Annotated in this window: 22 protein-coding genes; 8 read left to right on the top strand and 14 right to left on the bottom strand. The window is 66.7% G+C overall.

Annotated elements, in window-relative coordinates:
• Positions 1-11: 11 nt before the first annotated feature.
• The 6 genes from WAS25_RS01220 to WAS25_RS01245 form a co-directional block, all read right to left on the bottom strand.
• Positions 12-1,940: a hypothetical protein gene (locus tag WAS25_RS01220; protein WP_422309507.1), complete on the bottom strand. Its 1,929-nt coding sequence runs from the start codon at positions 1,938-1,940 to the stop codon at positions 12-14.
• 110 nt (positions 1,941-2,050) lie between these two features.
• The gene (locus WAS25_RS01225) at positions 2,051-3,094 is read right to left on the bottom strand and encodes a LysM peptidoglycan-binding domain-containing M23 family metallopeptidase (RefSeq protein WP_422309509.1); all 1,044 of its coding nucleotides are present in this window, start codon (positions 3,092-3,094) and stop codon (positions 2,051-2,053) included.
• Between the two features lie 142 nt (positions 3,095-3,236).
• Complete coding sequence (gene moaC / locus WAS25_RS01230; protein ID WP_422309511.1) at positions 3,237-3,752, bottom strand: cyclic pyranopterin monophosphate synthase MoaC; 516 nt, start codon at positions 3,750-3,752, stop codon at positions 3,237-3,239.
• On the bottom strand, positions 3,752-4,402 hold the full coding sequence (locus tag WAS25_RS01235; RefSeq protein WP_422309513.1) for an HAD family hydrolase: 651 nt from the start codon (positions 4,400-4,402) through the stop codon (positions 3,752-3,754). The genes moaC and WAS25_RS01235 overlap by 1 nt, the downstream gene beginning before the upstream one ends.
• Positions 4,403-4,421: 19 nt before the next feature.
• Entirely contained in the window at positions 4,422-6,017 is a 1,596-nt protein-coding gene (serA, locus tag WAS25_RS01240; RefSeq protein ID WP_422309515.1) for a phosphoglycerate dehydrogenase, read from the bottom strand.
• 98 nt (positions 6,018-6,115) lie between these two features.
• Positions 6,116-6,571: a cache domain-containing protein gene (locus WAS25_RS01245; RefSeq protein WP_422309517.1), complete on the bottom strand. Its 456-nt coding sequence runs from the start codon at positions 6,569-6,571 to the stop codon at positions 6,116-6,118.
• A gap of 283 nt (positions 6,572-6,854) precedes the next feature.
• Between WAS25_RS01245 and WAS25_RS01250 the strand changes: the two genes are divergently transcribed.
• The 4 genes from WAS25_RS01250 (at position 6,855) to WAS25_RS01265 (ending at position 13,159) form a co-directional block, all read left to right on the top strand.
• Positions 6,855-8,006 carry an acyl-CoA desaturase gene (locus WAS25_RS01250; RefSeq protein WP_422309519.1) on the top strand — a complete coding sequence of 384 codons (1,152 nt, stop codon included), beginning with the start codon at positions 6,855-6,857 and terminating at the stop codon, positions 8,004-8,006.
• A 125-nt stretch (positions 8,007-8,131) separates the two neighbouring features.
• Positions 8,132-9,172 carry an HDOD domain-containing protein gene (locus tag WAS25_RS01255; RefSeq protein ID WP_422309521.1) on the top strand — a complete coding sequence of 347 codons (1,041 nt, stop codon included), beginning with the start codon at positions 8,132-8,134 and terminating at the stop codon, positions 9,170-9,172.
• 59 nt (positions 9,173-9,231) lie between these two features.
• On the top strand, positions 9,232-10,635 hold the full coding sequence (gene lpdA / locus WAS25_RS01260) for a dihydrolipoyl dehydrogenase (RefSeq protein WP_422309523.1): 1,404 nt from the start codon (positions 9,232-9,234) through the stop codon (positions 10,633-10,635).
• Between the two features lie 322 nt (positions 10,636-10,957).
• Positions 10,958-13,159, top strand: coding sequence for a multicopper oxidase family protein (locus WAS25_RS01265; protein ID WP_422309525.1), 2,202 nt, complete (start codon positions 10,958-10,960; stop codon positions 13,157-13,159).
• A 61-nt stretch (positions 13,160-13,220) separates the two neighbouring features.
• Here WAS25_RS01265 and WAS25_RS01270 read toward each other — a convergent pair whose 3' ends face one another.
• From WAS25_RS01270 to WAS25_RS01285, 4 genes are read right to left on the bottom strand one after another with little or no spacing between them, the layout of a single operon-like run.
• Positions 13,221-14,570, bottom strand: coding sequence for a serine/threonine-protein kinase (locus tag WAS25_RS01270; RefSeq protein WP_422309527.1), 1,350 nt, complete (start codon positions 14,568-14,570; stop codon positions 13,221-13,223).
• Positions 14,571-14,597: 27 nt separating this feature from the next.
• The gene (locus WAS25_RS01275; protein WP_422309529.1) at positions 14,598-15,419 is read right to left on the bottom strand and encodes a hypothetical protein; all 822 of its coding nucleotides are present in this window, start codon (positions 15,417-15,419) and stop codon (positions 14,598-14,600) included.
• The gene (locus tag WAS25_RS01280; protein WP_422309531.1) at positions 15,416-17,068 is read right to left on the bottom strand and encodes a hypothetical protein; all 1,653 of its coding nucleotides are present in this window, start codon (positions 17,066-17,068) and stop codon (positions 15,416-15,418) included. The genes WAS25_RS01275 and WAS25_RS01280 overlap by 4 nt, the downstream gene beginning before the upstream one ends.
• Positions 17,059-17,802: an ABC transporter ATP-binding protein gene (locus WAS25_RS01285; protein ID WP_422309533.1), complete on the bottom strand. Its 744-nt coding sequence runs from the start codon at positions 17,800-17,802 to the stop codon at positions 17,059-17,061. Before WAS25_RS01285 ends, WAS25_RS01280 begins: the two co-directional genes overlap by 10 nt.
• A gap of 63 nt (positions 17,803-17,865) precedes the next feature.
• Here WAS25_RS01285 and WAS25_RS01290 point away from each other — a divergent pair, with 63 nt between their 5' ends.
• Positions 17,866-18,387 carry a hypothetical protein gene (locus WAS25_RS01290; protein ID WP_422309535.1) on the top strand — a complete coding sequence of 174 codons (522 nt, stop codon included), beginning with the start codon at positions 17,866-17,868 and terminating at the stop codon, positions 18,385-18,387.
• Position 18,388: 1 nt separating this feature from the next.
• On the opposite strand, the gene WAS25_RS01295 is transcribed toward WAS25_RS01290, so the two are convergent.
• Together WAS25_RS01295 and WAS25_RS01300 are read right to left on the bottom strand one after the other, a co-directional pair.
• Positions 18,389-19,534 (bottom strand): sensor histidine kinase, encoded by a 1,146-nt coding sequence (locus WAS25_RS01295; protein WP_422309537.1) that lies wholly within the window; start codon positions 19,532-19,534, stop codon positions 18,389-18,391.
• A gap of 62 nt (positions 19,535-19,596) precedes the next feature.
• Complete coding sequence (locus WAS25_RS01300) at positions 19,597-20,220, bottom strand: DUF2238 domain-containing protein (RefSeq protein ID WP_422309539.1); 624 nt, start codon at positions 20,218-20,220, stop codon at positions 19,597-19,599.
• 115 nt (positions 20,221-20,335) lie between these two features.
• Between WAS25_RS01300 and WAS25_RS01305 the strand changes: the two genes are divergently transcribed.
• The 3 genes from WAS25_RS01305 to WAS25_RS01315 all read left to right on the top strand — a co-directional run bounded on the left by WAS25_RS01305 (position 20,336) and on the right by WAS25_RS01315 (position 22,297).
• Positions 20,336-21,112, top strand: coding sequence for a DUF4239 domain-containing protein (locus WAS25_RS01305; RefSeq protein WP_422309541.1), 777 nt, complete (start codon positions 20,336-20,338; stop codon positions 21,110-21,112).
• A gap of 78 nt (positions 21,113-21,190) precedes the next feature.
• On the top strand, positions 21,191-21,979 hold the full coding sequence (locus WAS25_RS01310; protein ID WP_422309542.1) for an SDR family oxidoreductase: 789 nt from the start codon (positions 21,191-21,193) through the stop codon (positions 21,977-21,979).
• A gap of 126 nt (positions 21,980-22,105) precedes the next feature.
• Complete coding sequence (locus WAS25_RS01315; protein ID WP_422309544.1) at positions 22,106-22,297, top strand: STAS domain-containing protein; 192 nt, start codon at positions 22,106-22,108, stop codon at positions 22,295-22,297.
• A gap of 66 nt (positions 22,298-22,363) precedes the next feature.
• Here WAS25_RS01315 and WAS25_RS01320 read toward each other — a convergent pair whose 3' ends face one another.
• Together WAS25_RS01320 and WAS25_RS01325 are read right to left on the bottom strand one after the other, a co-directional pair.
• A complete protein-coding gene (locus WAS25_RS01320) occupies positions 22,364-23,740 on the bottom strand; it encodes a M20/M25/M40 family metallo-hydrolase (protein ID WP_422309546.1) in 1,377 nt (458 codons plus the stop codon).
• Between the two features lie 61 nt (positions 23,741-23,801).
• Positions 23,802-26,669, bottom strand: coding sequence for a protein kinase domain-containing protein (locus WAS25_RS01325; RefSeq protein WP_422309547.1), 2,868 nt, complete (start codon positions 26,667-26,669; stop codon positions 23,802-23,804).
• Between the last annotated feature and the right edge of the window lie 18 nt (positions 26,670-26,687).

A 26,687-nucleotide genomic window follows, 5' to 3' on the forward strand; every position in this document is an offset into this window, starting at 1 on the left:
AGGCCCTGGAATCAGAGCGCGGGGCTGAGCGACAAGGTCACCACGACATCCGGCTGGAGGGTCGCGGGGCTCTTGAGGCGGAGGCGCATCGGGTGGTAGTAGGGAACCAGGGTGCTGTTCACGGGAATGGTGATCGTCCCCGTGGTGCCACCCGAGCCCGTGAAGGTGAAGGTCTGAACCATCCAGGGCAGGTCCACTTCGAGTTTTGCATCCGGCCCGAGGGCGGGTGCGATGGTCGCGGTGAGGGTGCAGCGCTTGTCCGCATTCAGGCTGAATCCGGCATAGAACACTTCGCCTGGAGTCAGGTTGGGATAGGTGCCATTCACCAGGGTGGCCTTGGCCATGCTGAGGGCCACGGGAGGGAAGGGGGTCGTGGGGTTGGTCCCCCAGTCCGCCACGAAGGAGGCAGCAGCCCCCGTGGTGGGGCGGGGCCAGGTGATGCCAAAGGGCGCAGCGAGGCTGGTCAGCACCGCGTCGGTGAAAACGCCAGCGAGATTCACGGGCTCGGCGGCGGACTTGGCTTCCTTGAGGCGGTCGAGCTGGTTGTAGATGCTGAGTGGCTCAACGTCACGGGCATCGCTCGTCTCTGTGGCGATCTTCGTCAAGGCTGGAGCCTGGAAGAAACGCTGGGTGGCCAGTGGGTCGATCTTGGCCCAGTCCGAGCTGACGCCTGGGGTGGGCAGGCTATTCGCCTTGAGGAGGATCTCCCAGCCAAAGGCTCGGATGGCAGGCGCAGAGTAGGGGCTCAACTGGGCGGGGCTGAGGGCGGAGATGTCCCGGATATCCAGCAGTGAGGCCAGGGACGTGCCCTTGGTGTCGGCGAGGAAAGGGGACTTGAGGATGTTGGCGGCCATGACATAGGCCAAGCCTTCAATGCGGGCCATGTCGGGGACCAGGTCGGTGAGGGCCACCCCGGCGGGGTGCAGGGGGTTGGCTGCGACCGTGAAGGTGCGGCCAGAGTTGCTGGCATAGAGGCGGTTCCTGGCCAGCATGGGCAGGATCACCCCCTCATCCCAGGCGTCGTCGTTGTCATCAGCACCGCGCAGTGCAGCGAAGAAGTGGTACTTTCCGGTGGAGGAATCGAAGGACTGGGGGAACTTCGACGTATCGTATTCCACATAGGAGCCGCGCGGCTCGGACCAGCCCGGCCGGTAGTGGATATCGAAACTGGTTCCTGGCGTGGCGGAGCCGTATTGGGCCAAAAAGGTGGCAATGGTGTCGCCGATGCCCATGATCCGGCTGCCGCTGCCGAGTCCGGCCGTGCGCCCTGCCACGCTGGTTTCCAGCACGGCCTGATCTGTCAACGGCGCCTCCGTATTGCTGAGGTTGAAGGATGGGTTGACCATCCACCACTCGTCGTTCAGGCCCACGGAAAAATTGACCACGGCATCGCCGGTAATCGTGGAACTCGGGGTGTTGTTGTTGGCCGGGGCAGTGCCGTCGGCGGCCTTTCGCAGGGCGTAGCGAAGGCGGTCGAGAGCCACCGTGGTGCTGTTGATGCCATCCGGCTCGGCGACGACATTGATCAGCACCTCACCACCGCCTGCGAAGGAACTGAGGACCTCGACCATGGTGGGGCGGTCCTTGGTGACTGCGATGGCGTAGTTCCCGGAAGTGTCTGTGGCGGTGGTGCGGGCCACCACCCAGCGAAGTTCCTTGGTTCCGTCGGGCTTGGTCTGCTCAATCTGCTGATAGGCCCTCAGTACCACCCCACGGACAGGCAGACTCTTCAGGTTGGCCGCCACGCTGGCATCTTTCAGCCCCGTGGGGACCCCGTCGGCGTCGACCGCAAGGGGGACCCGCAAGTAGGTGACAGAGCCCGTGATGATGGCCGATGTGCTGGTGGTGGTGGTGTCCTTGCTCTTTCCGCCGCAGGCCAAGGCCAAGGCCAGAAGCACTGTGGCCCCCAAGGTCTGGAGGGAAATTCGGGGCAAAGACATGACCACCTCGAAACGGCGAAAGGACTCAGTGTACCACGGCCTCCTGAGCAGATCCCGCGTGAGGATCGAGAGGCGTGCTCTCATCACTGTGCCGCGGAGGGCGTGGAAGTTCAGCGGTGTGGATTCGATCCAAGCAGGGCGTTCTGGGCGGCGACTTCAGCCGGGATCTCCTCCTCGTCATTCAGGACGGGCAGAGGATTGCGTTGCACGCCGTCGACCTTGAGCTCGAAATGCAGGTGGGGGCCCGTGGAATTACCGGTCCGGCCCACCTCGGCGATCTTCTGGCCGCGGCGCACGATCTCGCCAGCCTGGACCAGGTTCAGGCGATGGTGGGCGTAGAGGGTGGCGACCCCATTGCCGTGCTCGATCACGACATAGTTGCCGTACTGCTTGTGCTTCCCCGAGAGCACCACCTGCCCATCAAGGGCCGCGAACACCGAGGTGCCGATGGGGGCATTCAGATCAACACCCCTATGACGGCCCTTGTACCGCACCCGCTTCTTCCGCTGGTTCTTCACGCGGACGGTCTTGGTGCGCATGCGGGGGCCCCAGGCCGAGCTAATGGTTCGGGTCTCGACGGGCCACAGCAGGTCCAGTCGCTCCGGGTCGGCTGGGGCGTAGGTGGGTAGAAGGGCCGCGAGTTCAGCGTCGGTCACGGGCGGCATCACCGGCTGCATGCGGGCTAGGAGCTGGGCCGTGGTAATGGGAGCCTGGTGGGGGTCGACATGGGCCGAGCTGATGGGTCCTTCGGAAGGTCGGGGGCTGCGGACCTGGTAGGGCAGCAGGCGCTCGAGGTGGGGCATGGGCGTGGAGACCACCACGGGTGCGCTCGGCAGGGCCGAAAGGGGAGACCGGGGTTCAGCATTCACGTCCTCGCCTCGCGGGGCCGCCTGGGCCAAGCTGCGAGGGGAACGGAGGTTCAACCGAGTGCCGATGGCGAGCTTGGACAAGGGCTTGCCGGGGTTCAGCGCGGCGAGCTCATTCAGGCTCAGCCCGTTGGCCCGGGCCACCTGGGCGGCCGTTTCGCCCTTCTTGATCACATGGACCGAGCCATCAGCGGGCCGGGAGGACGCCTTCTTGGCGGTTCGCTTTGGGGCGGCCTGCAGGCCTAAACTAAGAGATGCAAGCACTAAAGTCAAAACGGCATGGCGCATGGGGGACTCCCGGCTGGAACGGAAAAGCCTGCTTCGCTAGGCCTCCATGAGGGGGTCAGGGCCCCGGTGACATTCAATGAGGAACAGTTAATCCCCTATCTTACCGGGGCACTGGAACCTTGAACATGCAAATGTTTTCCAACTAGCCTTCGCTGGGGCCGGGGTTCCAGGGGCACTCGGCCCAGGGCAAGGTGACGATGCCCCTTCGGCCCCCCTCCTTGTGGAGGAGGCGGACCGGGCCGATGGCCATGCGGTGGCTGACGGCTTTCAACATGTCGTAGAGGACCAGCAGCCCGATGGTCACGCCGGCCAGTGCTTCCATTTCAATGCCGGTGCGGCCCTCGCAGCTCACCTGGACTCGGAGCCAGGCCCTCCGGTTGGCCGCATCCCAGTGGTGGGCCACCACCACGGCCTCGATGGCCAGGGGGTGGGCCAGGGGGATGAGGTCCGCCGTCCGCTTCACGCCCCCCACGGCGCCGATCCGGGCCACGGACCAGGGATCGCCCTTGGGGCCTCCGCCTTGGGCGAGGGCCTGGGCTGCCGGCTCGTCCAGCTCCAGGTAGCCGGCCGCCACCGCCACGCGGCGGGTGATGGCCTTGGCTGAGACGTCGACCATCACGGGTCGGCCTTCTGGATCGAGGTGGGTGAGCTCAGCCATCAGTCGCTCCAGGCGAGGAGGATGTCCCGCAGGGCGGCCGTATCCGGGGCATAGGCCCGGGGACCGCAGGCCGCCAGGGCCTCCTGGGAATAGAAGCCATGGCCCACGGCCAGGCTGGGCACCCCGGCGGCCCGGGCCATGTCCAGGTCGAAGGGCGTGTCACCCACCATGAGGATGTCCTGCGGTCCGAGACCGGTCAGGGTCTGGAGCTGCTCCAGGGACTCGGGGTGGGGCTTGCCATGGGTGACTTCGTCAGGCGTGATGATGGGATCGAAGAGGGGCTCCCAGCCCCACTGGGCCATCTGGCGGAGCAGGGGCAGGCGGCGCTTGGAGGTGACCACGGCCATGCGCTGGCCGCGCCCCTTCAGCTCCGCCAGCAGCTCCGGGATGCCCGCGAAGGGCTGCATCATGTGCTCGTGCTCCGCATGGCCGAAGCTGCGGTAGGCCTTCAGGACCGTCGGGCCGTCCAGGCCAAGGGGCTCGAAGGTGTTGCGGATGCCGGCTTCCACGGGCAGGCCCACGTATTTCAGCCACTCGGCCATGACCGAGCGCGGCTGGCCCAGGGCGTCCAGGGCATGGGCCATGCCCGCCTCGATGAGGGGGCGGCTGTCCACCAGGGTGCCGTCGAAGTCCCAGGCGATGAGTTTCAAGGAAGCCTCCAGGCTTCCATTATGCCGAGGGCAGGTGGAGGGCCTGGGCGAAGGTGGCCTCGGTGACCCGGCAGAGTTCCGCGACCACCGCCGGCGGTACGGGGGAGTCCACGGAGAGCACCACCATGGCCTCGCCCTTCTTCTCCCGCCTGCCCAGGTTCATGAAAGCGATGTTGATGTCGTGCTGGCCCAGCACGGTGCCGATCTTCCCGATCATGCCAGGGCGGTCCTGGTAGCTCAGCAGGAGCATGTGCGGCTCGGGCATGAAGTCCATGGCGTAGTCCCGCAGGCCCACGATGCGGGGGGAGCCCTCGAAGAGGGTGCCGGAGATGACGCGGGAGCCGCCGGGCCCGTCCAGCTTGAGGGTGACCAGGTTGGAGAAGGCGCCGCCTTGGGTGGACTTGCGCTCCTCCACCACCAGGCCCATGCGCTCGGCCACGAGCCCGGCGTTCACCATGTTCACGGGCTGATCCGCCACCCGGTCCAGCAGGGCGGCCAGGCCGCTGACCGTCAGCGGAGAGCAGTCGTGGTGGGCGATGGCGCCATCGAAGCCGAAGGTGATGCGGTCCGGATTGCCCTTCATGAGTTGCAGGCCGAACTCGCCCAGCACCGCCATGAGCTTGAAGTAGGGCCGCATCTGGTCCATGACGGCCGGGTCGAAGCGGGGCAGGTTGACGGCGTTCTCCATGGGAATCCGGTCCAGGTGGTTGAGGATCTCGCGGGAGACGTCGATGGCCACGTTGACCTGGGCCTCCTGGGTGTTGGCGCCGAGGTGGGGCGTGACAACCAGGCGCTCCTGGGCGATGAGTTCCTTGAGCAGCGGGGTGGCCGGGGGCTCCTCCGACCAGACGTCCACGGCGGCCAGAGCGACGTGGTCCGACTTGAGGGCTTCGAGGAGCGGACCTTCCTCGAGGATGCCGCCGCGCGCCACATTCAGGAGGATGACCCCGGGCTTCATGCGGGTGAGTTGCGGGTCGCCGATCATGCCCCGGGTCTCGTCGTTCAGGGGGGTGTGCACGGTGATGATGTCGCAAGTCTGGCAGAGCTCGTCGAGGCCCACCAGGCGGACGCCGAGGTCTTGGGCCCGCTTGGCGGCGATGTAGGGATCGCAGCCCAGCACTTCGCACTCGAAGGCCTTCAGCCGCGTGGCCACCCGGCCGCCCACTTTGCCCAGGCCGATGACTCCGGCCACCTTGCCCTTGAGCTCGACGCCCGTGAACTTTGCGCGCTTCCACTCGCCGGCCTTCAGGCTGGCATTGGCGGCGGGGATGTGCCGGCAGGCCGAGAGCAGCAGCGCCAGGGTGTGTTCCGCGGCGCTGTTGGTGTTGCCGAAGGGGGCGTTGACCACGATGACGCCCTTGGAACTGGCGTAGTCCACGTCCACGTTGTCGATGCCGACACCCGCCCGGGCCACGATCTTCAGCTTCGTGGCCGCATCGAGAAGGGCCTTGTCCACCGTGGTGCCGCTGCGGGTGATGATGGCCTCGTACTCACCGATGCAGTCCAGCAGGGCTGCCTTGGACAGACCCAGCCGGATGTCCAGCGTGACCCGCGGGTCCCGCTGGAGTAGGGCTAGACCCTCGTCGGTCACCTCGTCGGTCACGATGATCTTCATGGCGTCCCCCGTCGGGTTCGGATCCAGTGCGGCATGCAGGGAATCCACTACCTTAGCGGCGGAGCGTCACCCGGACAAGGTCACGGGCTGGGCGATGACTATTTCTTATAGATGCCCGCGCCGAAGATGAGGTTGTCCCAGACCTCGATGTAGCTGGTCTTGGGCTGCTTCTTCTGGGTCGTGGGATTGACGTACTGGTAGTCGTGCCAGCCCTTGCCCTTGGCCTTGGCCAGCTTGATGCGCTCCTTCACGAATTCCACGCCGTCGGGATCCTTGGCGTTCATCTGGTTCACGCCGATCTTGCTGGCACCCTGGCCGTGGGCCACGACCTTGCCGTCCATATCGTAGATGAAGACGTAGAGCTCGCCACCGTGCCGGTGGAACTTGCCGCCGGTCTTGGTGATCTCCTTGACGGCGGCCTCCTTGCCGTTGGCCTTCGCGAAGGCGATGGCCTCCTTCACCAGGGTTTCAGTCTCGGCCGGGGAGGCATCCTGGGCGGCCAGGGGCAGAACGAGGGCGGGTAGGCAAAGCAGTGTTGCGTGATTCATGCGCATGGGAACTCCTTGAGAGGTTCTCCCTTTTCTTTCGACCCTGGCGTGGGAGAAGTTGAAAAATCATCTATGCATGGGGGTCCCCGCTCAGGCAGGGGTTCAGAGCCGCCGCACGACCAGGCCAGCTTCTTCCCTGCTGCTGAGCGTGAGGGCTGGAGCGGACCGAGATGACATCCCCGAAGCAAGAAGCCTCGCGGCTGGAAGGTTTAGCAGGGTGGGCAAGGATGGCATGGGGCCTTGGGGGACGGGGCGGGGTAGAATTGAACTCTGTTTTGGAGTCAATGGAATGGCCCTGGCCAAACGCTGGAACCTGCTGAACACGACCTTCCTCACGGGGACCCTGGGGTTGGCCCTGGTGCTCGTTCCTTGGCGGCTGACCACCTCGGGCCTGCGGTGGAGCGAGGCGCTCGTCTGTCTGGCCATGGTCTTCGCCATCGGCACGGCCATCAGCGGCGGCTATCACCGGCTCTTCAGCCACCGGGCCTACAAGGCCTCCTGGCTCGTGCGGTTCCTGTTTCTCTCCGTGGGCGCGGCGGCCTTCGAGAACTCGGCACTCAAGTGGTCCAGCGACCACCGGGTGCACCACCGGCACGTTGACACGGACCAGGATCCCTACACCATCGGCCGAGGTTTCTGGTTCGCCCACTGGACCTGGGTGATGGAGGACAAGGCCCTGCCCATCGCAGGCGTGGCGGATCTGGAGAAGGATCCCCTGGTCCAGTGGCAGCACCGGCACCACTTCCTCATCGGGGCCGTGGTGGCCACCATCCCTCTCTGGATCGGCCTCGCCACAGGCAACCTCCTTGGCCACCTGGTCTTCGGCCTGGTGCTGCGCATCGTGCTGACGCACCACACCACCTTCTTCATCAACAGTGCAGCCCACAAATTCGGCAGCCGCCCCTATACCGACGCCAACACGGCCCGGGACAACTGGCTGCTGGCCCCCCTCACCTACGGCGAGGGCTACCACAACTTCCATCACCAGTGGCAGTGGGACTACCGCAACGGCGCCCTCTGGTACCAGTGGGACACCACCAAGTGGCTGCTGAACCTCCTCGGATGGATGGGTCTGGTGGGCCAGTTCCGGCGAGTGTCTGAGGCGGCCATGACCCGGGCGCGGCTCCACATGGAGGAAAAGCGCCTCCGTGAGCGGTTGGTCCTGGCCAGTCCTGGCGTCGCCACTCCCATGCAGGCCCGGCTTGCTGCGGCCCGGCTTCAGCTCGATACCGCCCTGGCTTCACTCCACGATCGGCATGAGGCCTGGGGCCAGAAGAAGGCCGAGTGGCGGGTCAAGGGGACCGCCAAAGCCGAGGTATGGCGGGAGGCGAAGGCGGAGTGGCAGGCTTCGATGGCCACCCACCGGGCCGAACTGAAAGCTGCCTGGGCCGAGTGGAGGGCGGCCCGTCTCGAAGTCCGGTCTGCCCTGGTGTACGCCTAGCGTATCCGGCATCGGAGTTCATCTCCTGGGAACCGTGTGCCGAAGGGAGAGTTGCTCCCCGAGCCTCGCGCAGGATGTGGTCCATGTTGGGTTGGTTGACCAGAAGGTGGAAGACCTCGGCTGAGGTGGCACCGCCCGTTTCCCCCGGAGATGAGGCCCTTCCCACCACCGACACGGAACTCGGTGCGGAAGTGGACCTGCCCCCAGGAACCGAGGCCTTCGCCGTGGCATGGAACACCCTGGAGGCTGCCGAGGAGGGGGTCGTGGTGATGGACCCCGCTCCCATCAGCGAATCCACCCATACCCTGATCGATCTTCTGCAACCCTTGATTCAGGAGCACTTCGCCAGTGACCCGCCGACCCCGGCGGCCTTTCCTGCCGTGGCGGTCCAGGTGCTCTCGCTGCTCGAGAAGGAGGACCCGGAGCTCTCCGCACTCCTCGGTCTGATCAGCCAGGATCCGGCCCTCACCATGCAAGTGCTGCAGGTGGCCAACTCCGTCTACTATCATCGCGGGAGCGAGGTCCAGGACCTCCAGGTTGCGGTCATGAAGATGGGTGTGGTGGCCACGGGAGAGGTGGTCACAGCGATCGCTGGGCGAACCCTATTCGACCCCTCCCTGCGGGCCGAGATGGAGCGCTTCAACACCCGCATGCGCGACCTCTACCAGGGCTCCCTCAGCATCGCCTTCGCGGCGCGCGAGTTCTCGGAGCAGAGTCGGCTTGGCAAGCCCCACCAGCTGTTCCTGGCCGGCATCTTCCACGACATCGGCCACACCCTGTCCCTGCGGGTTCTCGCCGCCCTCATGGTGGCAGGCCAGGTTCCCAACAACCTCCCCACCCTCGCGCTAGATGCCTTGTGTGAGCGCAACCATGTTGAGATGGGTGCTGCGGCCCAAGCCATCTGGGACCTGCCTCCGTATCTGAGAACCATCTGCGCGGAGCACCACGAACCCACCGTGCCGACTGGGAACGATCAGCAAAACCTCCACGTCCTGCGCGTGGTCTCCGGGTTGCACCGCCTCGCAGTGGATGCGAGCAACCCCAGCCACGCTTCCGAGACCCGGCAGAGCCTCAGGGCCCTGGGGATTGATCGAACCAGGGCCTGGGACCTGTTCCAGCGGATCATGGTCCATCGTGAGCGGGTGAAGGAGATGTTCCCCATCTAGGGCCTCCTGGGGACCGCTGGCCTATGGGATCATGAAGCTCCTGTTCTTTGGAGCACTGCATGGCTTCTTTCGATCTCCTTGTCATCGGTTCCGGTCCTGGCGGCTACATCGCGGCCATCCGCGCTGCCCAGCTCGGCCTGACCACCGCCCTTGTCGAGAAGGATCCAGCCCTCGGAGGCACCTGCCTCCACCGGGGTTGCATTCCCGCCAAGACCTGGCTGGAGACCGCCCACCGCTTCGAGCAGATGCAGGACGCGGACTCCTACGGCATCGACGGCGTGGACGGCAAGGCCCTCAAGCCCAACCTGACCGCCATCGTGAAGCGCAAGGGCCGCATCGTCCTGAAGAACGCCAAGGGCATCGAGTTCCTCATGAAGAAGAACAAGGTGACGGTGCTGAAGGGCTTCGGCAAGCTGCTGGGCAGCGGCAAGGTGGAGGTGGCAGGTGAAGTCCATGAGGCCAAGCGCATCATCCTGGCCACCGGCTCTGGCCCCAAGGACATCCCCGGCCTCGAGACCGATGGCGTCCAGGTGCTCAACAGCGACCACATCCTTGACATCACCGAACTTCCGGCCCACCTGGTGATCCTGGGCGCTGGCGCCATCGGTGTGGAGTTCGCATCCGTGTTCAGCCGGCTGGGCTCCAAGGTGACCCTGGTGGAGTTCATGGAGACCATCCTGCCGCTGGAAGACGAGGACATCGGCCTGGAGCTGGCGAAGATCCTCCGCAAGTCCTACAAGATCGACGTGCGGACCCGGACCAAGATCACCCGCATCGAGAAGCGGCCGGACGGCGTCGTCTGCCACCTGGAAGGGGAGAGCGCCGGCGAGGTGGTGGGCAGCCATCTGCTGGTGGCCGTGGGCCGTGCGCCCAAGATCGAAGGCATCGGCCTGGAGAACACCAAGGCCCAGGTGGACAGGGGCTGTGTGGTCATCGACAGGTTCATGCAGACCGGGGAGCCCGGCCTCTACGCCATCGGCGACATCGTGCGCACGCCCTGGCTGGCCCACGTGGCCAGCGACGAGGGGATCGTGGCCGCCGAGCACGCGGCCCAGAGTCTGGGCAAGGACGCGCATCCGCACCCCATCCGCTACGACCGCTTCCCGGCCTGCACCTACTGCGACCCTGAGGTGGGCTCCATCGGGCTCAGCGAGAAGGCGGCGAAGGCCAAGGGCTACGATGTGCAGGTGGGCAACTTCCCCTTTGCGCCCATGGCCAAGGCCAACATCGTGGGCGAGCCCCACGGTTTCATCAAGATCGTCGCCGACAAGCAGTACGGCGAGATCCTGGGCATCCACATCCTGGGCCCCAAGGCCACGGAACTGGTGGCCTCCAGCGTGGCGCTTCTCGGTGGCGAGTTCACGGTGGACGAGCTCATCAACACCATGTATCCGCATCCCACGCTGAACGAGGTGTTCCCCGAGGCGGCCCGGGCCGTGTACGGGCGCGCGCTCAACATGTAGGCTGACCCAATCAAGGGGAATACCGGGTTAATGCACGGGCGAATGCGGCTCTGCTTTGTGGCAGGAACTCGCCTAGGCAGAGAAATTGGGGAATCCAGTGTTTATGTTGTAGTTGAGACTCTTAATCGGTCTCAAAGAATCTATATCTAAACACCTTACAGATAGGTGATTCCTAGGTGGACATTGGGGGTTTCCCCCCATAGCTGGATGGGCTAGCCCTACCTAGGCTGACAGGACTAGTTGTCCCACGAATCACTACGCCTGCCAGGCCTTCGCCTAAGGGCTCCTTGAATTAAACCGATCGACTTCCTCGGAGGGTCGCGTGATCCCACGATCTGACTTCAAAGGCAGTACTGCTCGTACCAAGCGGAGCATTGGCGTTCCGATTCTCACCTTGGTGGCGGCATGTCTTGTCTCTTCCTCGCCGGCGCAGGCCCAGAACTGGCAGTCCAGCCCCGTGCTGACCAAGTTCACCCAGGAGCTGCGCGCCCCGGGACTCATCCCCGTCGCGCTTCCCGATGGCACTCGGACCTGGCCTGGAGCCGTCACTTCGACGCCCCTCGTTGCCGACCACTACACCATCGACATCAACCAGTACACCGACCAGCTGCATCCAGATATGCCTGCCACCACGCTCTGGGGCTACAACCCCTCCAGGGCGCTCGGCGTGCCCGCTGGGGGTGCGGTCACCCAGAAGCACCTGGGCGGCATCCTCATTGCCCAGCGCGGTCGGCCGACCCAGATCACCTTCCGCAACAACCTTCCCAACAGTCACATCCTGCCGGTTGACACCAGCATCGAGGGTGCCGGTGTCAATGTGTCCCACAACCGGACCAGCGTGCACCTGCACGGCGGGCTGGTGCCCTGGTTCAGCGATGGCGGCCCCTTCGCCTTCTGGGACCCCCAGGGAAATAATGGAGAGACCTTTCCAGTTGGAAATCAGGTGTTGCGCGCTGGGCAGACGGTTGGGGTGAAAGAAGCGGAATACTACTATCCCAACGACCAGAGTGCCCGCATGGCCTGGTACCACGATCACTCCATGGGCATCACCCGTCTGAATGCCTACGCCGGAATCGCCTCGGCCTACATCATCCGGGACAACTTCGAAGCCCAGTTGGCCCGTTACTATGGCCTGCCCAAATTCGTGGAGAACGGGGGACGCGAGCTGCCCCTGGTCTTCCAGGACAAGATCTTCCAGAACGCCACGGTCCCGACAACTCCCTTCCCCGCGTCTGCCCAGGGCCATGGGAACCTGTGGTACCCCTACCAGTACGATCCGACAATCTGGGGCCCCAGCGGGGCGCCGGCCGTGTCCGTGGTGCCCGAGGCGTTCGGAGACACGATGCTGGTCAACGGCGCCGCCTATCCCAAGGCGACCGTGGACCCCCGCCGGTACCGCTTCCGCATCCTGAATGCCTGCAATGCTCGCGTCATCAACCTCCAGCTCTACGAAGAGAGCACAGTGACACCCGGACAGCCCGATTTCACCAAGCCCGGCCCCAACTGGGTGGTGATCGGCACCGAAGGCGGCTTCCTGGCCAAGCCAGTCTCCGTGCCCTCTGCCAAGCTCAATATTACGGTCGACCAGGATGGTGCTCGTTCTGTCAACCCCGCTGCCCCAGGTGGAAGCCTGATCACGGCCCCAGGCGAGCGCCTCGACGTGGTGGTAGATTTCGCTGGGAAGGGGGGCAAGAAGTACATCCTCTTCAACGATGCCCCCGGGCCCTACCCAAATGGTGGGCCGGAAAATGATTACCCCAACGCCAATGGCATTGGTGACACCTCCGTGCTCATGCGGTTCGAGATCAAGGCGGACAGCCCGGCCATCGCAGCGGATGTACCCTTCTACGCTCAGAACTTCCCCCTGGCTGGTCATTACCTTTCCAAGATCGACCGGCCCTTGGCCGGTCCCGTCGCTGGGGCCGCCGCCTCGACCTTGAACTGGGTGAACGCCACCACAGCGCCCCTGCCCATCCCGACGCGCTCAGGCGTCACCGTGCGCCGGCTCACTCTGAATGAGATTCTTGATGGCAAGCTTCGCTTGGCCCAGATGCTCGGCACCAACGTCGCGACGTATGCCGGCGATTTCTCCCGGCCCTATGGTGACCCCCTCGATCCGCTCTCCGATGCCACCGAGACGCCCACGGCCGGTGCCACCGAAGTCTGGGAGATCGCGAACCTTACTGGCGACACGCACCCCATTCACTTCCACCTGGTGAATGCCCAGATCCTGTCCCGCCAGCCCTTTGATGTGCTTCCCTACCTGGCTGCAGCTCAGGGTGATGCCATCCTCCCCACCTTCACAGGGCCAGCACGTGGTCCGGCTGCCACCGAATTAGGATGGAAGGAAACCATCCAGATGCATCCCGAAGAGGTCACCAGGGTGATCATGAAGTTCGACCTCCCCAAGGTGCCTTTCGCCGTGCCGGTCAGCACGCGCACCGGGGGCCACGAGTATGTCTGGCACTGCCACATCCTCGAGCATGAAGAGCACGACATGATGCGGTCACTCGTCGTCCAGTAACTCCAAGCAAATAGGCAGGGCATGAACCGTTCACTTCGGTTCATGCCCTTTCCATTTCCAGTCAGAGGCCCTTCAGCAGCCGCTCCCGCAGCTCCGGAGAGAGTTTCCTCCTCGTCTTCTCGTGGTCTAGCATGGCGCGGAGCTTGGCATTCTTGAGCATCTCCTGGCCGCTGACCTTGCGGTCGCGGGCCTCGTTGACGGCGGCCTCCAACAGCTCTAGCAGGTTCATCTTGTAGAGGGCGGCGATCTTCAGGGCGTAGGCGTCCGCGTCCACGGGCACGGCATCGGGCGTGGCATCGATGACCTCCTGCGCCAGCTTGAGGGCGTGCTCGGGGTGGGCATCCAGCTGGTTGGCGGCCTCATTGAGCACCACGTCGTTGATGTGGGTGTTCACTTGGGGAAGGGGTTGAATCGGAGGACGCCGGAAGAACCAGAAGCCCGCAGTGCCTGCCAGCAGGAGGCTGAGCCCCAGGGTAGCCAACATCCAGGGACGCCTGGGCTTCGGTCCTCCAGCGGAAGACCCGGTCCGGCTACCCGTGCGTCCCGGCAGGGCCACCGTCGCATCATCAAGGGGGGCAATCCAGGTGGGATTCTTGGCCGCGCGGAGGGCCTTGGCGGCCTCGGCCGCACCGGGAAAACGGGCGGCGGGATCTTTCGCGAGCAGCCGAGTGGCAAGCGCTTTCACCGAGGGGCTCACGCCCTCGAAGACCGTGTCCTCCAGGGGCCGTGGCTCGTCGTGGATGATGGTGTAGACCATGGCGCCGGTGGTGCCGCCCCGGAACGGTTTTTCTCCGGTCAGCCCTTCGTGCAGCATCACGCCCACGGAGAACAGATCGGAGGCCGGTTCCGCGTGGCCCGTGCGCAGGTACTCGGGCGCCATGTAGGCGAGGGTGCCCACCACCTGGCCCGTCCGGGTGACGTCGCCGCCGCTCAGCTTGGCCACGCCGAAGTCCATGACCTTGGCGCGCAGGTCGCCGTCCTCGCGCAGAACCATGACGTTGGTGGGCTTGATGTCGCGGTGGATGATGCCGTGCTTGTGGGCCTGGGCCAGCCCCTCGCAGACCTGGGCAAGGATCTCGAGCAGGTCGGAGGGGTTCAATTCGTCCCGCGCCATAAGCGTGGCCAGGTCATCGCCCGGCACGTATTCCATGACTAGGAAGAGCAGGTCCCCATCGGTGCCGAATTCGAAGACCGTGACCACGTTCGGGTGGTGGAGCAGGCCGGCAGCTTTCGCTTCGCGCGCAAAGCGGTCCCGGACATCGCCGCCCGCGTCGAGTCCGATGAGGGCGGGCCGGATGGTCTTGATGGCGACCTCGCGGCCGATGCCAGGATCCCGGCCCAGGTAGACCTCGCCCATGGCGCCCTGGCCCAGCAGGCGGACGATCTCGAACTTGCCAATGTGGGTGCGCATGGTGCCCCATCTTCTCAGAAGCGGCTGTCAGCACCGTGCGCAGAAATGGGGTGGGGCCGGCAGGCCCGCGAGGGTCGTCAGGGCCAGCTCCCAGGCCCGCACCGGTCCACGGAAGGCGGCGATCTCCGGCGTAAGTCCGCGCAGCGCGTGCAAGGGGGCAGGATCCTCGGGCAGCGGAAGGATGGGCACCGGGAGGCCAGTGGCGGTACGGAGCGCGGCCCGGAGGGCATCGGTCAGGGGCGTGGCGAAGGGCAGCTCCAGGGGGGGTACCACCAGATCGGCACCTTCAGGCAGGGGCACGCCGGGCCAGAGTTCGGTCACGAAACCGCCGTGTTCCGTATGGTCCTGGGCCTCGCGCCACTCGGGACGACGGAACACCCTCTTGCGGAGGTCCTTCTCCCAGTCCGCGAGGAAGGCCTTCAGCTCTGTCTTCTCGAGCGGGCCCATGGGGGCCTTGTCGAGGGCCACCGGGGCGGCGCAGTGGATCCGACCGGGCAGCCGGCGCGCCAGCATGGGCCTGCCCCCTAACCAGGGGAGACCGGCATCCAAGGCCGCCACCAAGGCGCCGAGGCGGCGGCGATGAAATTCGAGGGCGGCGGGGAGGTCGCACCCGGGCAGCGGCACCAGGGCCAGGAGGTTCAGTTGGAGACCCCCGGCCTGGAGCCGTTCGGCGACGTCAAGCGGAGCCATCAGATCGGCGGCGCCCCGCCCGAGTACCGCCACCTGGGGCAGGCCGTGGCCCTGGCTGCGCTCCACCAGCAGGAGTCCCCCGCCCAACCCACCGGCAGCTCCGCTCAGCAGGGTGCCGCCCAGCTCTGCGGCCAGCTGCAGCGCGGCGGGGTTCATCATCCGAGGCGCTCCACCAGAACCTCGCGGCGGCGATCGAGGAAAGCGGCCAGGGTGGGTAGCAGGGCGAAGTGCGCGGCCAGGGTCAGCAGGAAGGCCAGGCCCATCACGGGCACCAGCCAGGCTGGGGCCAGCCAAGCAGTGAGGGCGTAGAGGCCGCCGAAGAGCCCTGTCCAGAGGCCGGAGGTGGCCAGACTCAGCATCCCCACGGCGAAGGGCATGTTGCCGTTCTTCATGCTGTCCAGGGCCATGGGCCGGGGAGCCCACAGGGAGGTCCACTGTCCCACCGAGCTCTGGGCAAGGAAGACGCAGCCCAGCATGAGGACGCCAGCTAGGAGAGGCCCTGGGGCCGCCTGGTCGAAGATCGCCAGGAGGACCACCAGCAGGAGCGCCTGCAGGCCCTGGTGGACGGCCATGCCCAGCAGCTTGCCCTTCAGCAGGTCCTGCGCGGAGATGGGCAGCAGCAGCAGGGCCTTGATGCCGTGCCGGTCCAGGCCGAACTGGTTCAACATGACGTTGTTCCCCACCAACGAGAGGTAGGCGAAGGCCATGGGCACGGCCCATAGGGATTGCCCCCGGAACTGGGCGAAGGGGCCCTTGAGCAGCACCAGGGTCATGATGGGCATGAGGAAGGCGAAACGCCCCAGCTGGCTGGCCATGAGGGTGCGGAAGTGCAGCCGGCCGATGCCCTCGGCGGGATTGGCGAAGGTCCAGAGCCGGTCAGGCCCCCGAGCGTCGGGTGCCCGCGGCGATTCGGTGGATTCCCGGGCCACCAGCCGTGCGCCGGCTACCATGAGCAGGGCCAGCAGCCCCAGCGGGTAGGCATGTGCGGCCAGAGCCTGGATCCAGCGTCCTTCCCGGGCCAGCGCCAGGCTCCGCGCCGCTGCGTGGGTGGGAAGGAAGCTGGAGATGCGCTCGGCGCGCCCCACCCACTGGTCCAGCTGGGCCCGCTGCTGGGCCCGCCGTGCCTCGCGGGTCCGAGTGAGTTCCGGGGAGTCGGTCGCGGTAGCCGGGGGGGTGGGTCGGGACCGGCGGGGCATCTGCCCGCTGGCGAGGGTGATGCCCACCCAGGCCAGTGCGCCGAGCAGGAGCAGCGCCAGGCGGAGCCGTTTGACCAGGGCGACTGCCAGGCCGCCCAGCAGGAGCTGCAGGGCTAGTAGGGTGCCCAGGGTCTCCAGGAGCAGGAGAGGCAGCAGCGGGATGGAGCTGGGGGAGCCGATGGCAAGCCCTGCCAGGAAACCCAGGAAGCCTAGGCCCAGGAGCAACGGCATCGGGTCGGCAAGGCCCGCCGCCAGTTCCGCCAGATAGAGGGTGCGCAGCTTCAGCGGGTAGCCGCGGTAGGACTCCCAGCTGAGCTGCCGGGCGCCCCCGAGGATGCCGCCGAAGAGTCCGCCGCCCAGGCCGAGAGTGGCCATTGCGAGACCCAGGAAAAAGATCGCCAGGCGATTGGGGAGATGGCGGCCAATGGCCCAGCCAGCGCCCCCCATGCCCAGGAACAGCGGCACGATGGCGAAGAAGCCCATGAGGATGGTCAGCACCACCATGACCCACACACCCTGGCGGCCCATCTCCCGAACGGAGCGGTTCATGGCCGTCTGGTAGTGGGCCTGCAACATGGCCCTGAAGGCCGTGAGCCCAGGCCTCACAGCCACGAGAGCGCCCCCTTCTGGGTGCCGCCCACCAGGTTGACGAAGAGCTGCTCGAGGCTCTCGTCGCCGTGTCGCAGCTCCTCCAGAGGTCCGAAGCCCTTGAGGCGACCGTCGTCTAGGATGGCGATAAGGGGGCAGAGGCGCTCCACCACCTCCAGGATGTGGCTGGTCAGCACAAGCGTCACGCCGCTCTGCTGCAGGCTGTGGAGGATGTCCTTGATGGTGCGGCTGGTGACGGGGTCGATGCCCTCGAAGGGCTCATCAAGGAACACGATGCGCGGACCGTGGATGAGCGCAGCGCAGAGGGCCACCTTCTTCTTCATGCCGAAGCTGTAGTCGGCGATGAGCTGCTTCGGCACCACCGCCAGGTCCAGCTTGTCGAAGAGCTCCTCGCGTCGCCCGTCGATGAGGGCATCAGGCATGCCGTACATGCGCCCCACGAAGCGCAGGTACTGGGGTCCCGTGAGCATGTCCAGCAGGGCCATGTCCTCGGGCATGGCGCCGAGCTGCCGCTTCACCGCCAGGGGGTCGGCTTCGAGATCTAGGCCGAGCACGCGGATGTGGCCTGAGGTGGGCTTCAGCAGACCCGTCACCATCTTCAGGGTGGTGGACTTTCCGGCCCCGTTGCGGCCCAGCAGGCCCAGGAAGGCCCCGGCCTCGAGGCTCAGGCTAAGGTCGTCCACCGCAGCCTTGTCGCCGAACCGTTTGGTGAGGGAATCGAGTTCCAGAGCGAGCATCTCCTGAGGGTAGCAGTGGCCCCCCGACCGTCGGAGCGTCCAGTCCCGATATACTCCGAGACCATGCGGACCCCCGGCCTTGCCCTGACCCTGCTGCTGACGCTGGTAGCCTGCTCCAAGCCGGAGGCCACGCCTCCGGTGGCCCACCAGCTGGCCGGGGCCGTTGTCACGCCCCTGTCCGATCTCAACCTGCTTCGCACCAAGATCCCGGCTGTGCTGCTCACGGCGTTGCAGGCCCCGTACGCACCGCCGGCGGATCCCACCTGCGCAGGGCTCGCGGCCGAGGTCCAGCTGCTTGATGCGGCCCTGGGCGAGGACCTGGACGGTCCGAAGACGCCCAAGCCCAGCCTGGCCGACCGCGGCCGGACCGAGCTCGATGAGGCCGCGGTCGGTGCCGTGAAGAGCAGCGCCGAGGCACTGATCCCCTTCCGGGGCTGGGTGCGGAAGCTGACGGGTGCCGAGAGGACCTCGCGGCAGGTCACCAAGGCCATCGCGGCGGGGATCGTGCGGCGCGCCTATCTCAAGGGCCTGGGACAGGCCCAGGGCTGCCTGCCCCCGGCCGCGCCGCGCCCCAGCCAGCCCTGAGCTAACGGGCGATCAGGATCCAGAAGGTGGTGCCCCCGGGCCCGGTGTCGAAGCCCACTTTCCCGCGTAGGACCTTCTCGCCGAAGAGCTTCATGGCATAGGTGCCCAGGCCCCTGCCAGCGGTGCCCTTGGTGCTGAAGGAGCGCTGGAAGATCCGGGTCCGGATCTCTTCCGAGATCTCGCCGGGGTTGTGGACCTGGAAGCGGATGTCCGGTCCTTCAAACTGGGCGGAGAGGGTGATGGTCTCCCCCATGAAGGAGGCCTCCACGGCGTTCACCGCCATGTTCAGCACTACTCGCGACAGCAGCTCGGGGTCCGTATGGATAGTCGCCTCCGGAGCAGGACGAATCTCCACATCCCGGTCCCGGGCCAGTGCATGCCGACTAAGCAAGTCGCCCACATCCACCAGGATCTCCAGGGGCAGGACGGCCCGCACCCGGGGCTTCAGCTCGCCATGTTCGGCCTGGGCCAAGGCGTGATGGCTCTTCAGCTCCCGGTCCAGCAGGTCGGTCAAGTGGGCAAGCTTCTGGGCGGTGTCTCGGGAGGTGCTGACGCCGGAGGCCAGCAGGTCCGCCCAGCCCCGGATGCCCTGCATGAGGTTGGCCACATCGTGGTAGAAGAGCCGCTCCAGGGCATCGCGTCGCTTCACGGCGCTGAGGTCGTGCAGCACCACGGCGATGAACTGGTGTGGACCGACGGTCAATGGGCTGGCCACGATCTCGAACTCGACGCTTTCGGTGTGCTCCCCATTCCGGAGGGTGAGGAGGCACTCGGAGTGGACGGGTTCATTGGTCCGCTGGGCTTCCAGGACCGCCAGCACCGCCCCGCAGTGGGCACAGGCATGGTTGGTGCCGCATCCGCTGGGGCTGTCCGGCACATGGATACAGCCAAAGACCTCGCCGGGGCGACGGCCCAGGGTGGCGTCAGGCGTGCCATCCACCACCTGAAGCACCCTCTCGTTGGTGGCCAGCACCTGGCGATGGACATCCAGGATCAGCACCAGCCCATCCAGGGCCTGCATCAGGAATCCGGCCACCGGATGGCCCAGGCAGGCCTCCGCCTCCCGACGCAGTTCCTCAGGGGTGGCCCGATCCGCCGTCGCGAAATGGGTCCTTGCCGCTGGGCCGGACTGTTCCTCCAAGACCATGGTTGCTCCCTGGTATCGGGGCGGGGTGCCTTAAAACCTGTATCGGTCTTTTCTGGTTTACATTAATGGTTGGCTGACGAATTCATGCATCGATCATGAACTTTGGAGAGGGCTGCCAGGGCCAGGCTGGCCCCGATCAGGGCACAGGCCATGTCCCACTGGGTGTCCCAGGGGTCGCCCTGGGTGCCCAGAAAGGCATCGGCCGAGCTGCCGGTCCACACGGCCGTCTGCCACTCCAGCAGCTCGTAGGCGGCGCTGAGCCCCAGCACCATGAGGATCAGGACGACGACAGACCAGAGACCTGGTTGCAGCACGCCCTTCCGCAGCAGCACCTCCCGGAAGATCAGCACCGGCACGAAACCCTGGAAGAGGTGGCCCAGCCGGTCGTAGGGGTTGCGCGCCAGGTGCAGCCAATCCTTCACCCAGTGGCCCGCCGGCACTTCGGCATAGGTCCAGTGCCCGCCCACCATGAGCACCAGGCCGTGCAGTGCGATCAGGACGTAGAGCAGGTTCGTGAGCGGGAAGCGTCGATGGGTCAGGATGAGCACGGGCAGGCCGACGATCACCGGGACGTTCTCCATGAACCACGTGAAGCGGTCCGCCTTGGGCGCGTAGCCCAGCAGCAGGAAGGCGGCCGCCACGGCGACCAGCAGCACGAGGGGAAGACGCGAGGGCGCTCGGCTCATGCCCCAAAGTGCAACGGGGCTGGACCTTTGTCAAAAGGTCACCGGGGTGCTCGGGTTCCGGGGCCCTCCTCTCCCAGTGCTAGCATGTGGCCACCTCCTGCCGGAGAACCTGCCGATGGCCTTCACTTTCAGCACCTTGCTCATCGCCATGGCCCTGTTCCTGGGCATGCTCGGGTTCCAGGAGGTGGGTCGACGCCTCGGTCGCCGACAGCTGGACCGGGACCCGGACAGTGCCCGGAGGAACCTGGGCGCCCTGGAGGGTGCTGTCTTCGGGCTCATGGGCCTGCTCATGGCCTTCACCTTCTCCGGGGCCGCCTCCCGCTTCGACGGGAGGCGCCAGTTGGTGGCCCAGGAGGCCAACGCCATCGGCACGGCCTATCTGAGGCTGGACCTGCTGCCTGCACCGGCCCAGCCAGCCATCCGGGAGGACTTCCGGCGCTATCTCGATGCACGGTTGGCCCATTTCCAGAATCCACCGGAATCCCAGGCCTCGAAGGCCGCCCTGGCGCGAGCCAACCACCTGCAGGGGGTGATCTGGTCGGAGGCGGTGGCGGCCTGCGGCAAGGACAGCCAGGCTCCGGTCCCCGTGCTGGTGCTGCCCGCGCTGAACGAGATGATCGACATCACCACGACCCGCGCGATGGCCATGAACCAACACCCTCCCCGCGTGGTCTACGTGATGCTCGCCCTGCTGTCCCTGGCCAGTGCGTTGCTTGCAGGCCATGGCATGGCCGAGGGCCGGGTGCGGAGCTGGGCCCACATGCTAGGTTTCGCGGCCCTCTCCGCGATCACCATCTTCCTCATCCTCGACCTTGAATACCCACGGCTGGGGCTCATCCGGGTGGACGCGGCGGACCAGGTGCTGGTGGAGCTGCGGGCCTCCATGAAGTGAGGAAGGGCCGAACGGGAGCGATCCTGATCCGTCCTTGCCCGGACCGTGAGGGCCTATCCTGAAAGTCTGGAGGTCGACATGGACCTGGGTATTCGGGGCAAGGTGGCCATGGTGGCGGCGGGCAGCAAGGGTCTGGGCCGGGCGGCGGCCCTGGCGCTGGCGGCCGAGGGTTGCGCGGTCTCCATCTGCAGTCGGGGCGCCGAGGCGCTGGAGACCACCCGCGCTGAACTTGAGGCCCTGGGCGTTCCGGCCCTGGCGGTGGTGGCGGACATTTCCACTGCGGAAGATCTGGCGGGCTGGCATGCGGCCACGGTTGCAGGCCTGGGCCCGGTGGACATCCTCGTCACCAACACCGGCGGCCCCAAGGCCGCCACCTTCGACCACCTGAGCGATGCGGACTGGGCCGCGGGCGTGGACTCAACCCTGCTGAACGTGGTGCGCATGACCCGCCTGGTGCTGCCGGCCATGAAAGCACGGCAGTGGGGCCGCATCGTCCACATCACGAGCCTGGTGGCCAAGCAGCCCTACCCGCTGCTCACCATAAGCTCCACCCTGCGGGCGGGCCTCTCGGGTCTCACGCGTACCCTGGCGTTGGAGACCGCGGCCGACGGCATCACCGTCAACGCCCTGCTGCCGGGACATGTCATGACCGATCGCCAGCACCACCTGGCCGAGGTGAAGTCCCAGGCCGAGGGCATCACGGTCGAGGAGCACTTCCGCCGCCAGGCCGCCGCCATCCCCGCCCGGCGCATCGGCGAGCCCGCCGAGGTGGGCGCAGTCATCGCCTTCCTGTGCAGTGGCCCGGCCAGCTACCTCACCGGCCAGAGCCTGCTGGTGGATGGAGGACTGGTGCAGGGAACGTTCTGAGAATGGTCGGTCGAATTTTTATGCTCCTTTCTACAATCAATTTGCCGACACTGCATTGCCACCCTAACGGTCCGCATCATCTGTACCAATGAATGGCCAAGGGCTGGTGCTGGCCCCGGAGGCGAAATGCTTCTGAATCTCTCCGGCGTCCACACCCTGGACACTCCCACCCCTAACGCGCTGCTGGACATCCAGGAAAGTGCCGAGGCCCTGGGGCGGAAGCTGGTCCTGCTGAACCCCGGCGAGCACCTGCGGGGGGCGCTGAAAGTCACGCGGCTCGACCGGAAGTTCAGGATCCTGCTGGAACCCGGAGCCTGAGGGCCCGTGCCACGAACAGGGCCCCGGGGAGTTGTCCCCGGGGCCCTGGTTCGATTCGGATCGCCTTCAGTTCTTGATTCCGCTCACGGTCTGGAAGTAGTGCGCGAAGGCCGCGATGCCGCCGCCGGCCTGCTCCCAGTCGTAGTTCTCGTTCGGCGCGTGGTAGCCGTGGCTGGGCAGGCTCAGGCCGAGGAAGAAGACCTCGCAGCCCAGGATGTCCTCCATGGTCTTCACGGCGCCGATGCTGCCGCCCTCACGGGTGAAGGAGCAGGGGGCGTCGAAGGCGAACTTGTAGGCATCCTTGATGGCCTCGGCGTAGGGGCCGGTGACATGGCCCTTGAAGGGCGCCAGGCCGTGCTCCTCGTGGAACTGCACGTCGGGGAAGTGCTCGTTGACGAAGGCGCGGACACGGCCAATGGTCTTGGCCTCGTCCATGTCCGGCACTAGGCGGCAGCTCATCTTGACCTCGGCCCGGGGCGGCACGGCGCTCTTGATGCCGGGGCCCGTGTAGCCGCCGACCACGCCATGCACCTCCATGGTGGGGCGGCCCCACACGCGCTTCATGACCTTGAGGGGGTCCTCGGTGCGCATGCCGGTGATCATGTGGTCCTTCTTGAAGGTCTCCACGCTGAACCCCGCGTTCGCCCACTCTTCCAGCTCCTTCTTCGAGGGCTTCACCACCTCGTCGTAGAACCCGGGGATCTTCACCTTGCCGGTCTCGCCATCCATCATCGCGGCTACCACCTTGATGAGCTCGGCCAGGGGGTTGCGGGCCGCGCCGCCCACCACGCCGCTGTGCAGGTCATGGTCGGCAGTCTCCAGGGTGAGCCGGAAGCCCTTGAGACCACGCAGACCAGCCGGGGTGCTGGGTTTGCCGCGGGTGATCCAGACCGTGTCGCTCACGACGATGGCATCGGTCTTCAGGCGCTCCTTGTGCCGGTTCAGGCCGCCCGCGAAACTCGGGGAACCGATCTCCTCCTCGGTCTCCCACAGGAAGTGAATGTTCAGGGGCACGCCTGCCCGGCGGGCCGCCAGGGCGCCGAAGAAGGCCGTCACAGCCGGGCCCTTGTCGTCCGTGCTGCCGCGGCCACGGTAGGTGTCGCCATCCACCACGAATGTGAAGGGCTCCGCCGTCCACTCGGGCTCATTGGCAGGCTGCACGTCCATGTGGTTGTAGACGGTGATGGTGGGCAGGCTGGGATCCTCGCCAAACCAGCCGTGGATCAGCGGGTTTCCGCTGGTCTCCAGGATCTCGGCCTTGCCGCCGTGCCGCTCGAACAGTGCGCGGGCCGCCTCCGCCACGCGCCGCACATCGCCCTGCCGGGCCGGGTCGGCGCTGATGGAGGGGATCTCCACCAGGGTTTTCAGCTCCGCCTCGAAGGCCGCGCGGCTCTCGCTGGCGAACTGCCCGAGGGCCTCGCGGGTGAGAAGGGAAGGATTCATGGATGCTCCGGAAAGGGGGAAACCATCATCCCACAGCCCGAAGTGTTGTCTATAAATGGACCTAAGGGTCGAGAGTTGCAGGAGAGACAGCTGCTTCCGAGCCACCCAGCCGAGCCAGTAGGCGGCGGAACTGCGGCTCGTCGTGCTTGAGGATCAGCCCGGCCTGGCAGGCGGCCCGGGCGGCCTGGAGGTGCCCGGCAGCCCTTCCATGCGCCTCGGCCTCCGCCAGTTCCATCTCGGCGTGCAGCACCTTGAACCGGAAGTCCCGGGGATTGGCCTGCTCCCCCGCGGAGAGGGCCGCGCGGCAGCCTGCCCAGGTGGGCGTGGCGTCGAGTCCCCCGGCGAGCCTCGCCTGACCCTCGGCCAGGAGGGCGTCTGCCATGGCCAGATGGAGGTTGGCATTGGCCGGATTGATGGCCACGCCCTGCCTCCCCGTGGCAATAGCAGCCTGCACGTGGGGCCAGGGATCCTGCCCCGCGGTGAGGGCCATGCGTGCCCGCAGGGCATGGGCCCGGGGCAGATGGTAGAAGGTGTAGGCGAAGCGCGGGTCCCGGGTCAGGTTGCCCTCGAGCTGCGCGATGGCCCGCTCCAGGGTGGCCCGCCCCCCCTTCCGGGCAGCCCACTCCCACTGGCCCTGCTCGAAGAGGGCCTGCCCGAGGGTGCTGTGCCAGAAGGGATTGGCCTCCCCCTCGGGGGCGGTGCGGATGGTTCCCAGACTCTCCTCGGCTTCCCGGTAGAGCCTTGAGGGATTCTGTCCTCGGTCCGCCAGGTCCTTCGCTTCGATCAGCCGGGTGAACGCATGGTGGATGTCCGGAGCCACCTGGTCCCGCCACCGCTTGGCGTGCGCCAGGGCCTCCCTGGGGGACCGGCCGAACCGCTGGTCCGCTTCGGCCACCACCCACCAGAGGTGATGCAGGGTGCCCTTGGTGATGATCCAGTCCATCTCATGGGACCACGCTTCACGGGAGGCTCCTGCCTCCAGTTGGAGGGCCGTGCGCCCGACCACGGGGCCCGGGTCTCCCCCGCTGGACAGGAGGAGGAAGCCCATCTGCAGGGTGATGTTGGGCAGGAACACCCGAATCTTCTCTGAATCCGGGCGGATTGTGAGGCCCTGCTCCAGGAGCCGGTGCGCCTCCTCGATGGGATGGACGCTTCGTTCACTCCGGGCAGCCCGGGACACGGCGGCGCCCATGATCTGGTAGGCGTGCTGGTACAACGCTTCGTCGTCACTAGGAGCGAGCTGCTGGGCCCGCCGCAGGTAGCCCTCGCCTGTCGCCAGGGCCTGTCGGCCCGCCTCGAGGGTGGGGGGGGCGCCCGAGGCGTAGCATTCATCCATTACGGTGAGGGCGCGTGCGATCCAGGCCTCGTACAACCAGGGTGCCTGGTCCAGGGCCCGGGCGAAGTGGGCATCTGCCTCCGCGTGTCGGCCCTCGGCCTGGGCAGCCAGGCCCGCCCCATACTCCGGGTGGTCGATGGTTGCCCCCCTGGCTCGGGCCATCCAGGCCAGGGCCGACGGCACGAGGTCCCGCTTGAGCCTCTGCCGGGTTTCCTCTGGTTCGTGGCGTCCGATGGCCTGGAGTCTCAGATCTTCGTATTGCTGCAACCGCGTGAGCCCCAACCCATAGGCCACTTCCGGGGCCTGGAACCCGGAGGCCCAGGCCGCTTCGAGGTTCCGGATCGCCTCGACGTACTCCCGCAGGGCCAGATGCCCCCGGCCCAGGGCGTAGTGGCCTGGGCCCTGGGAAGGCGGCCTCAGCCCGGCCATCTCTCTGCGGATCACGGCGAGCCTGGCCCGCAGCCGCGCCTCCGCCGGCCGGATGTCGTGCCGGGGCATCATGCGCTCGATGCGCAGCAGGTGCTCGGCGTCGCGGATCTCCAGTGCGAAGCGCTGGGCCGCCTCCTCTCGCAGGCGCGAGGTGGCTCGGATGTGGCCGTTCCAACCCAGGAGGAGGGCCGAGGCGAGGAGGCCCGTCGCGGCAGTGGTGGCCAGGGCCGGGCGGCGCTTCGACCAGCGCCAGAACTTGCCGATGGGACCGACGGGGCGGGCCAAGATGGGCTCGCCCGCCAGGAAGCGCCGCAGGTCCTCCGCCAGCGCACGGGCCGTGGCGTAGCGCTTGACGGGTTCCCGCTCCAGGCACTTCAGGGTGATGGTCTCAAGGTCCCTCGGCACCGCTGCGTTGAGGCGCCGCACGGCCCGCACGCCGGAGTCTGACTGGTTGGTGATGAGGCCGGCCAGGGTGGAGCCCTCGTAGGGGGGCTGGCCAGTGATGAGCGCGTAGAGCGTGGCGCCCAGGCTGTAGATGTCCGTGCTCGGGCCCAGGGCCTCGCCCTGCGTCTGTTCGGGGCTCATGAAGGCCGGTGTGCCCATCACCGCCCAGGAGAGCGTCTGGTCCAGGGCCGTGAGGTCCCGCGCCAGGCCGAAGTCCACCACGCAGGGGCGCAGGATGCCATCGGGGTGCTGCTCGACGAGGATGTTCGCCGGCTTCAGATCGCGGTGGATCAGGCCCGCCTGGTGGGCGGCGTGGATGGCGTCCGCCACGTCCGCCAGCACCGCGGCCATGGCGCGGAAGTCCAGATCCGGGCGCAGGTCCACCAGGGAGCGGCCCTGCACCAGCTGCATGGCGATGTAGGGGCGGCCCTCCGCGTGGCCCAGGTCATGGATTCGGCAGATGCCCGGGTGGTCGAGCTTGGCCTGGGTGCGTGCCTCTCGCAGCAGGCGGAGGTGCAGGTCGGGATCGTGGCCCAGCAGTAGCTTCACGGCCACCACGCGCTTGAGCACCGGATCCCAGGCCGCGTGCACGCGGCCCATGCCACCCCGGCCCAGCTCCGGCCCCAGCAGGTAGCGGTCCACCGCCACGCAGTCCGCAGACCGTGCCCAGGACGGCATCGTCCCGGGCTCAGTGGAGGAGTCATGTTCGAAGAAGGTCATGGCGTGCAGTGGATCCCT

Origin of the sequence: Geothrix sp., assembly GCF_049292215.1 — a bacterium.
Taxonomy (GTDB): Bacteria; Acidobacteriota; Holophagae; order Holophagales; family Holophagaceae; genus Geothrix.

What these genes read in the sequence shown, in the direction of transcription:
- WAS25_RS01220 (WP_422309507.1), bottom strand. Translation starts at nt 1,940, where the DNA reads ATGTCTTTGCCCCGAATTTCCCTCCAGACCTTGGGGGCCACAGTGCTT.
- WAS25_RS01225 (WP_422309509.1), bottom strand. Translation starts at nt 3,094, where the DNA reads ATGCGCCATGCCGTTTTGACTTTAGTGCTTGCATCTCTTAGTTTAGGC.
- moaC (WP_422309511.1), bottom strand. Translation starts at nt 3,752, where the DNA reads ATGGCTGAGCTCACCCACCTCGATCCAGAAGGCCGACCCGTGATGGTC.
- serA (WP_422309515.1), bottom strand. Translation starts at nt 6,017, where the DNA reads ATGAAGATCATCGTGACCGACGAGGTGACCGACGAGGGTCTAGCCCTA.
- WAS25_RS01245 (WP_422309517.1), bottom strand. Translation starts at nt 6,571, where the DNA reads ATGCGCATGAATCACGCAACACTGCTTTGCCTACCCGCCCTCGTTCTG.
- WAS25_RS01250 (WP_422309519.1), top strand. Translation starts at nt 6,855, where the DNA reads ATGGCCCTGGCCAAACGCTGGAACCTGCTGAACACGACCTTCCTCACG.
- lpdA (WP_422309523.1), top strand. Translation starts at nt 9,232, where the DNA reads ATGGCTTCTTTCGATCTCCTTGTCATCGGTTCCGGTCCTGGCGGCTAC.
- WAS25_RS01270 (WP_422309527.1), bottom strand. Translation starts at nt 14,570, where the DNA reads ATGCGCACCCACATTGGCAAGTTCGAGATCGTCCGCCTGCTGGGCCAG.
- WAS25_RS01275 (WP_422309529.1), bottom strand. Translation starts at nt 15,419, where the DNA reads ATGATGAACCCCGCCGCGCTGCAGCTGGCCGCAGAGCTGGGCGGCACC.
- WAS25_RS01285 (WP_422309533.1), bottom strand. Translation starts at nt 17,802, where the DNA reads ATGCTCGCTCTGGAACTCGATTCCCTCACCAAACGGTTCGGCGACAAG.
- WAS25_RS01290 (WP_422309535.1), top strand. Translation starts at nt 17,866, where the DNA reads ATGCGGACCCCCGGCCTTGCCCTGACCCTGCTGCTGACGCTGGTAGCC.
- WAS25_RS01295 (WP_422309537.1), bottom strand. Translation starts at nt 19,534, where the DNA reads ATGGTCTTGGAGGAACAGTCCGGCCCAGCGGCAAGGACCCATTTCGCG.
- WAS25_RS01300 (WP_422309539.1), bottom strand. Translation starts at nt 20,220, where the DNA reads ATGAGCCGAGCGCCCTCGCGTCTTCCCCTCGTGCTGCTGGTCGCCGTG.
- WAS25_RS01305 (WP_422309541.1), top strand. Translation starts at nt 20,336, where the DNA reads ATGGCCTTCACTTTCAGCACCTTGCTCATCGCCATGGCCCTGTTCCTG.
- WAS25_RS01310 (WP_422309542.1), top strand. Translation starts at nt 21,191, where the DNA reads ATGGACCTGGGTATTCGGGGCAAGGTGGCCATGGTGGCGGCGGGCAGC.
- WAS25_RS01315 (WP_422309544.1), top strand. Translation starts at nt 22,106, where the DNA reads ATGCTTCTGAATCTCTCCGGCGTCCACACCCTGGACACTCCCACCCCT.
- WAS25_RS01320 (WP_422309546.1), bottom strand. Translation starts at nt 23,740, where the DNA reads ATGAATCCTTCCCTTCTCACCCGCGAGGCCCTCGGGCAGTTCGCCAGC.
- WAS25_RS01325 (WP_422309547.1), bottom strand. Translation starts at nt 26,669, where the DNA reads ATGACCTTCTTCGAACATGACTCCTCCACTGAGCCCGGGACGATGCCG.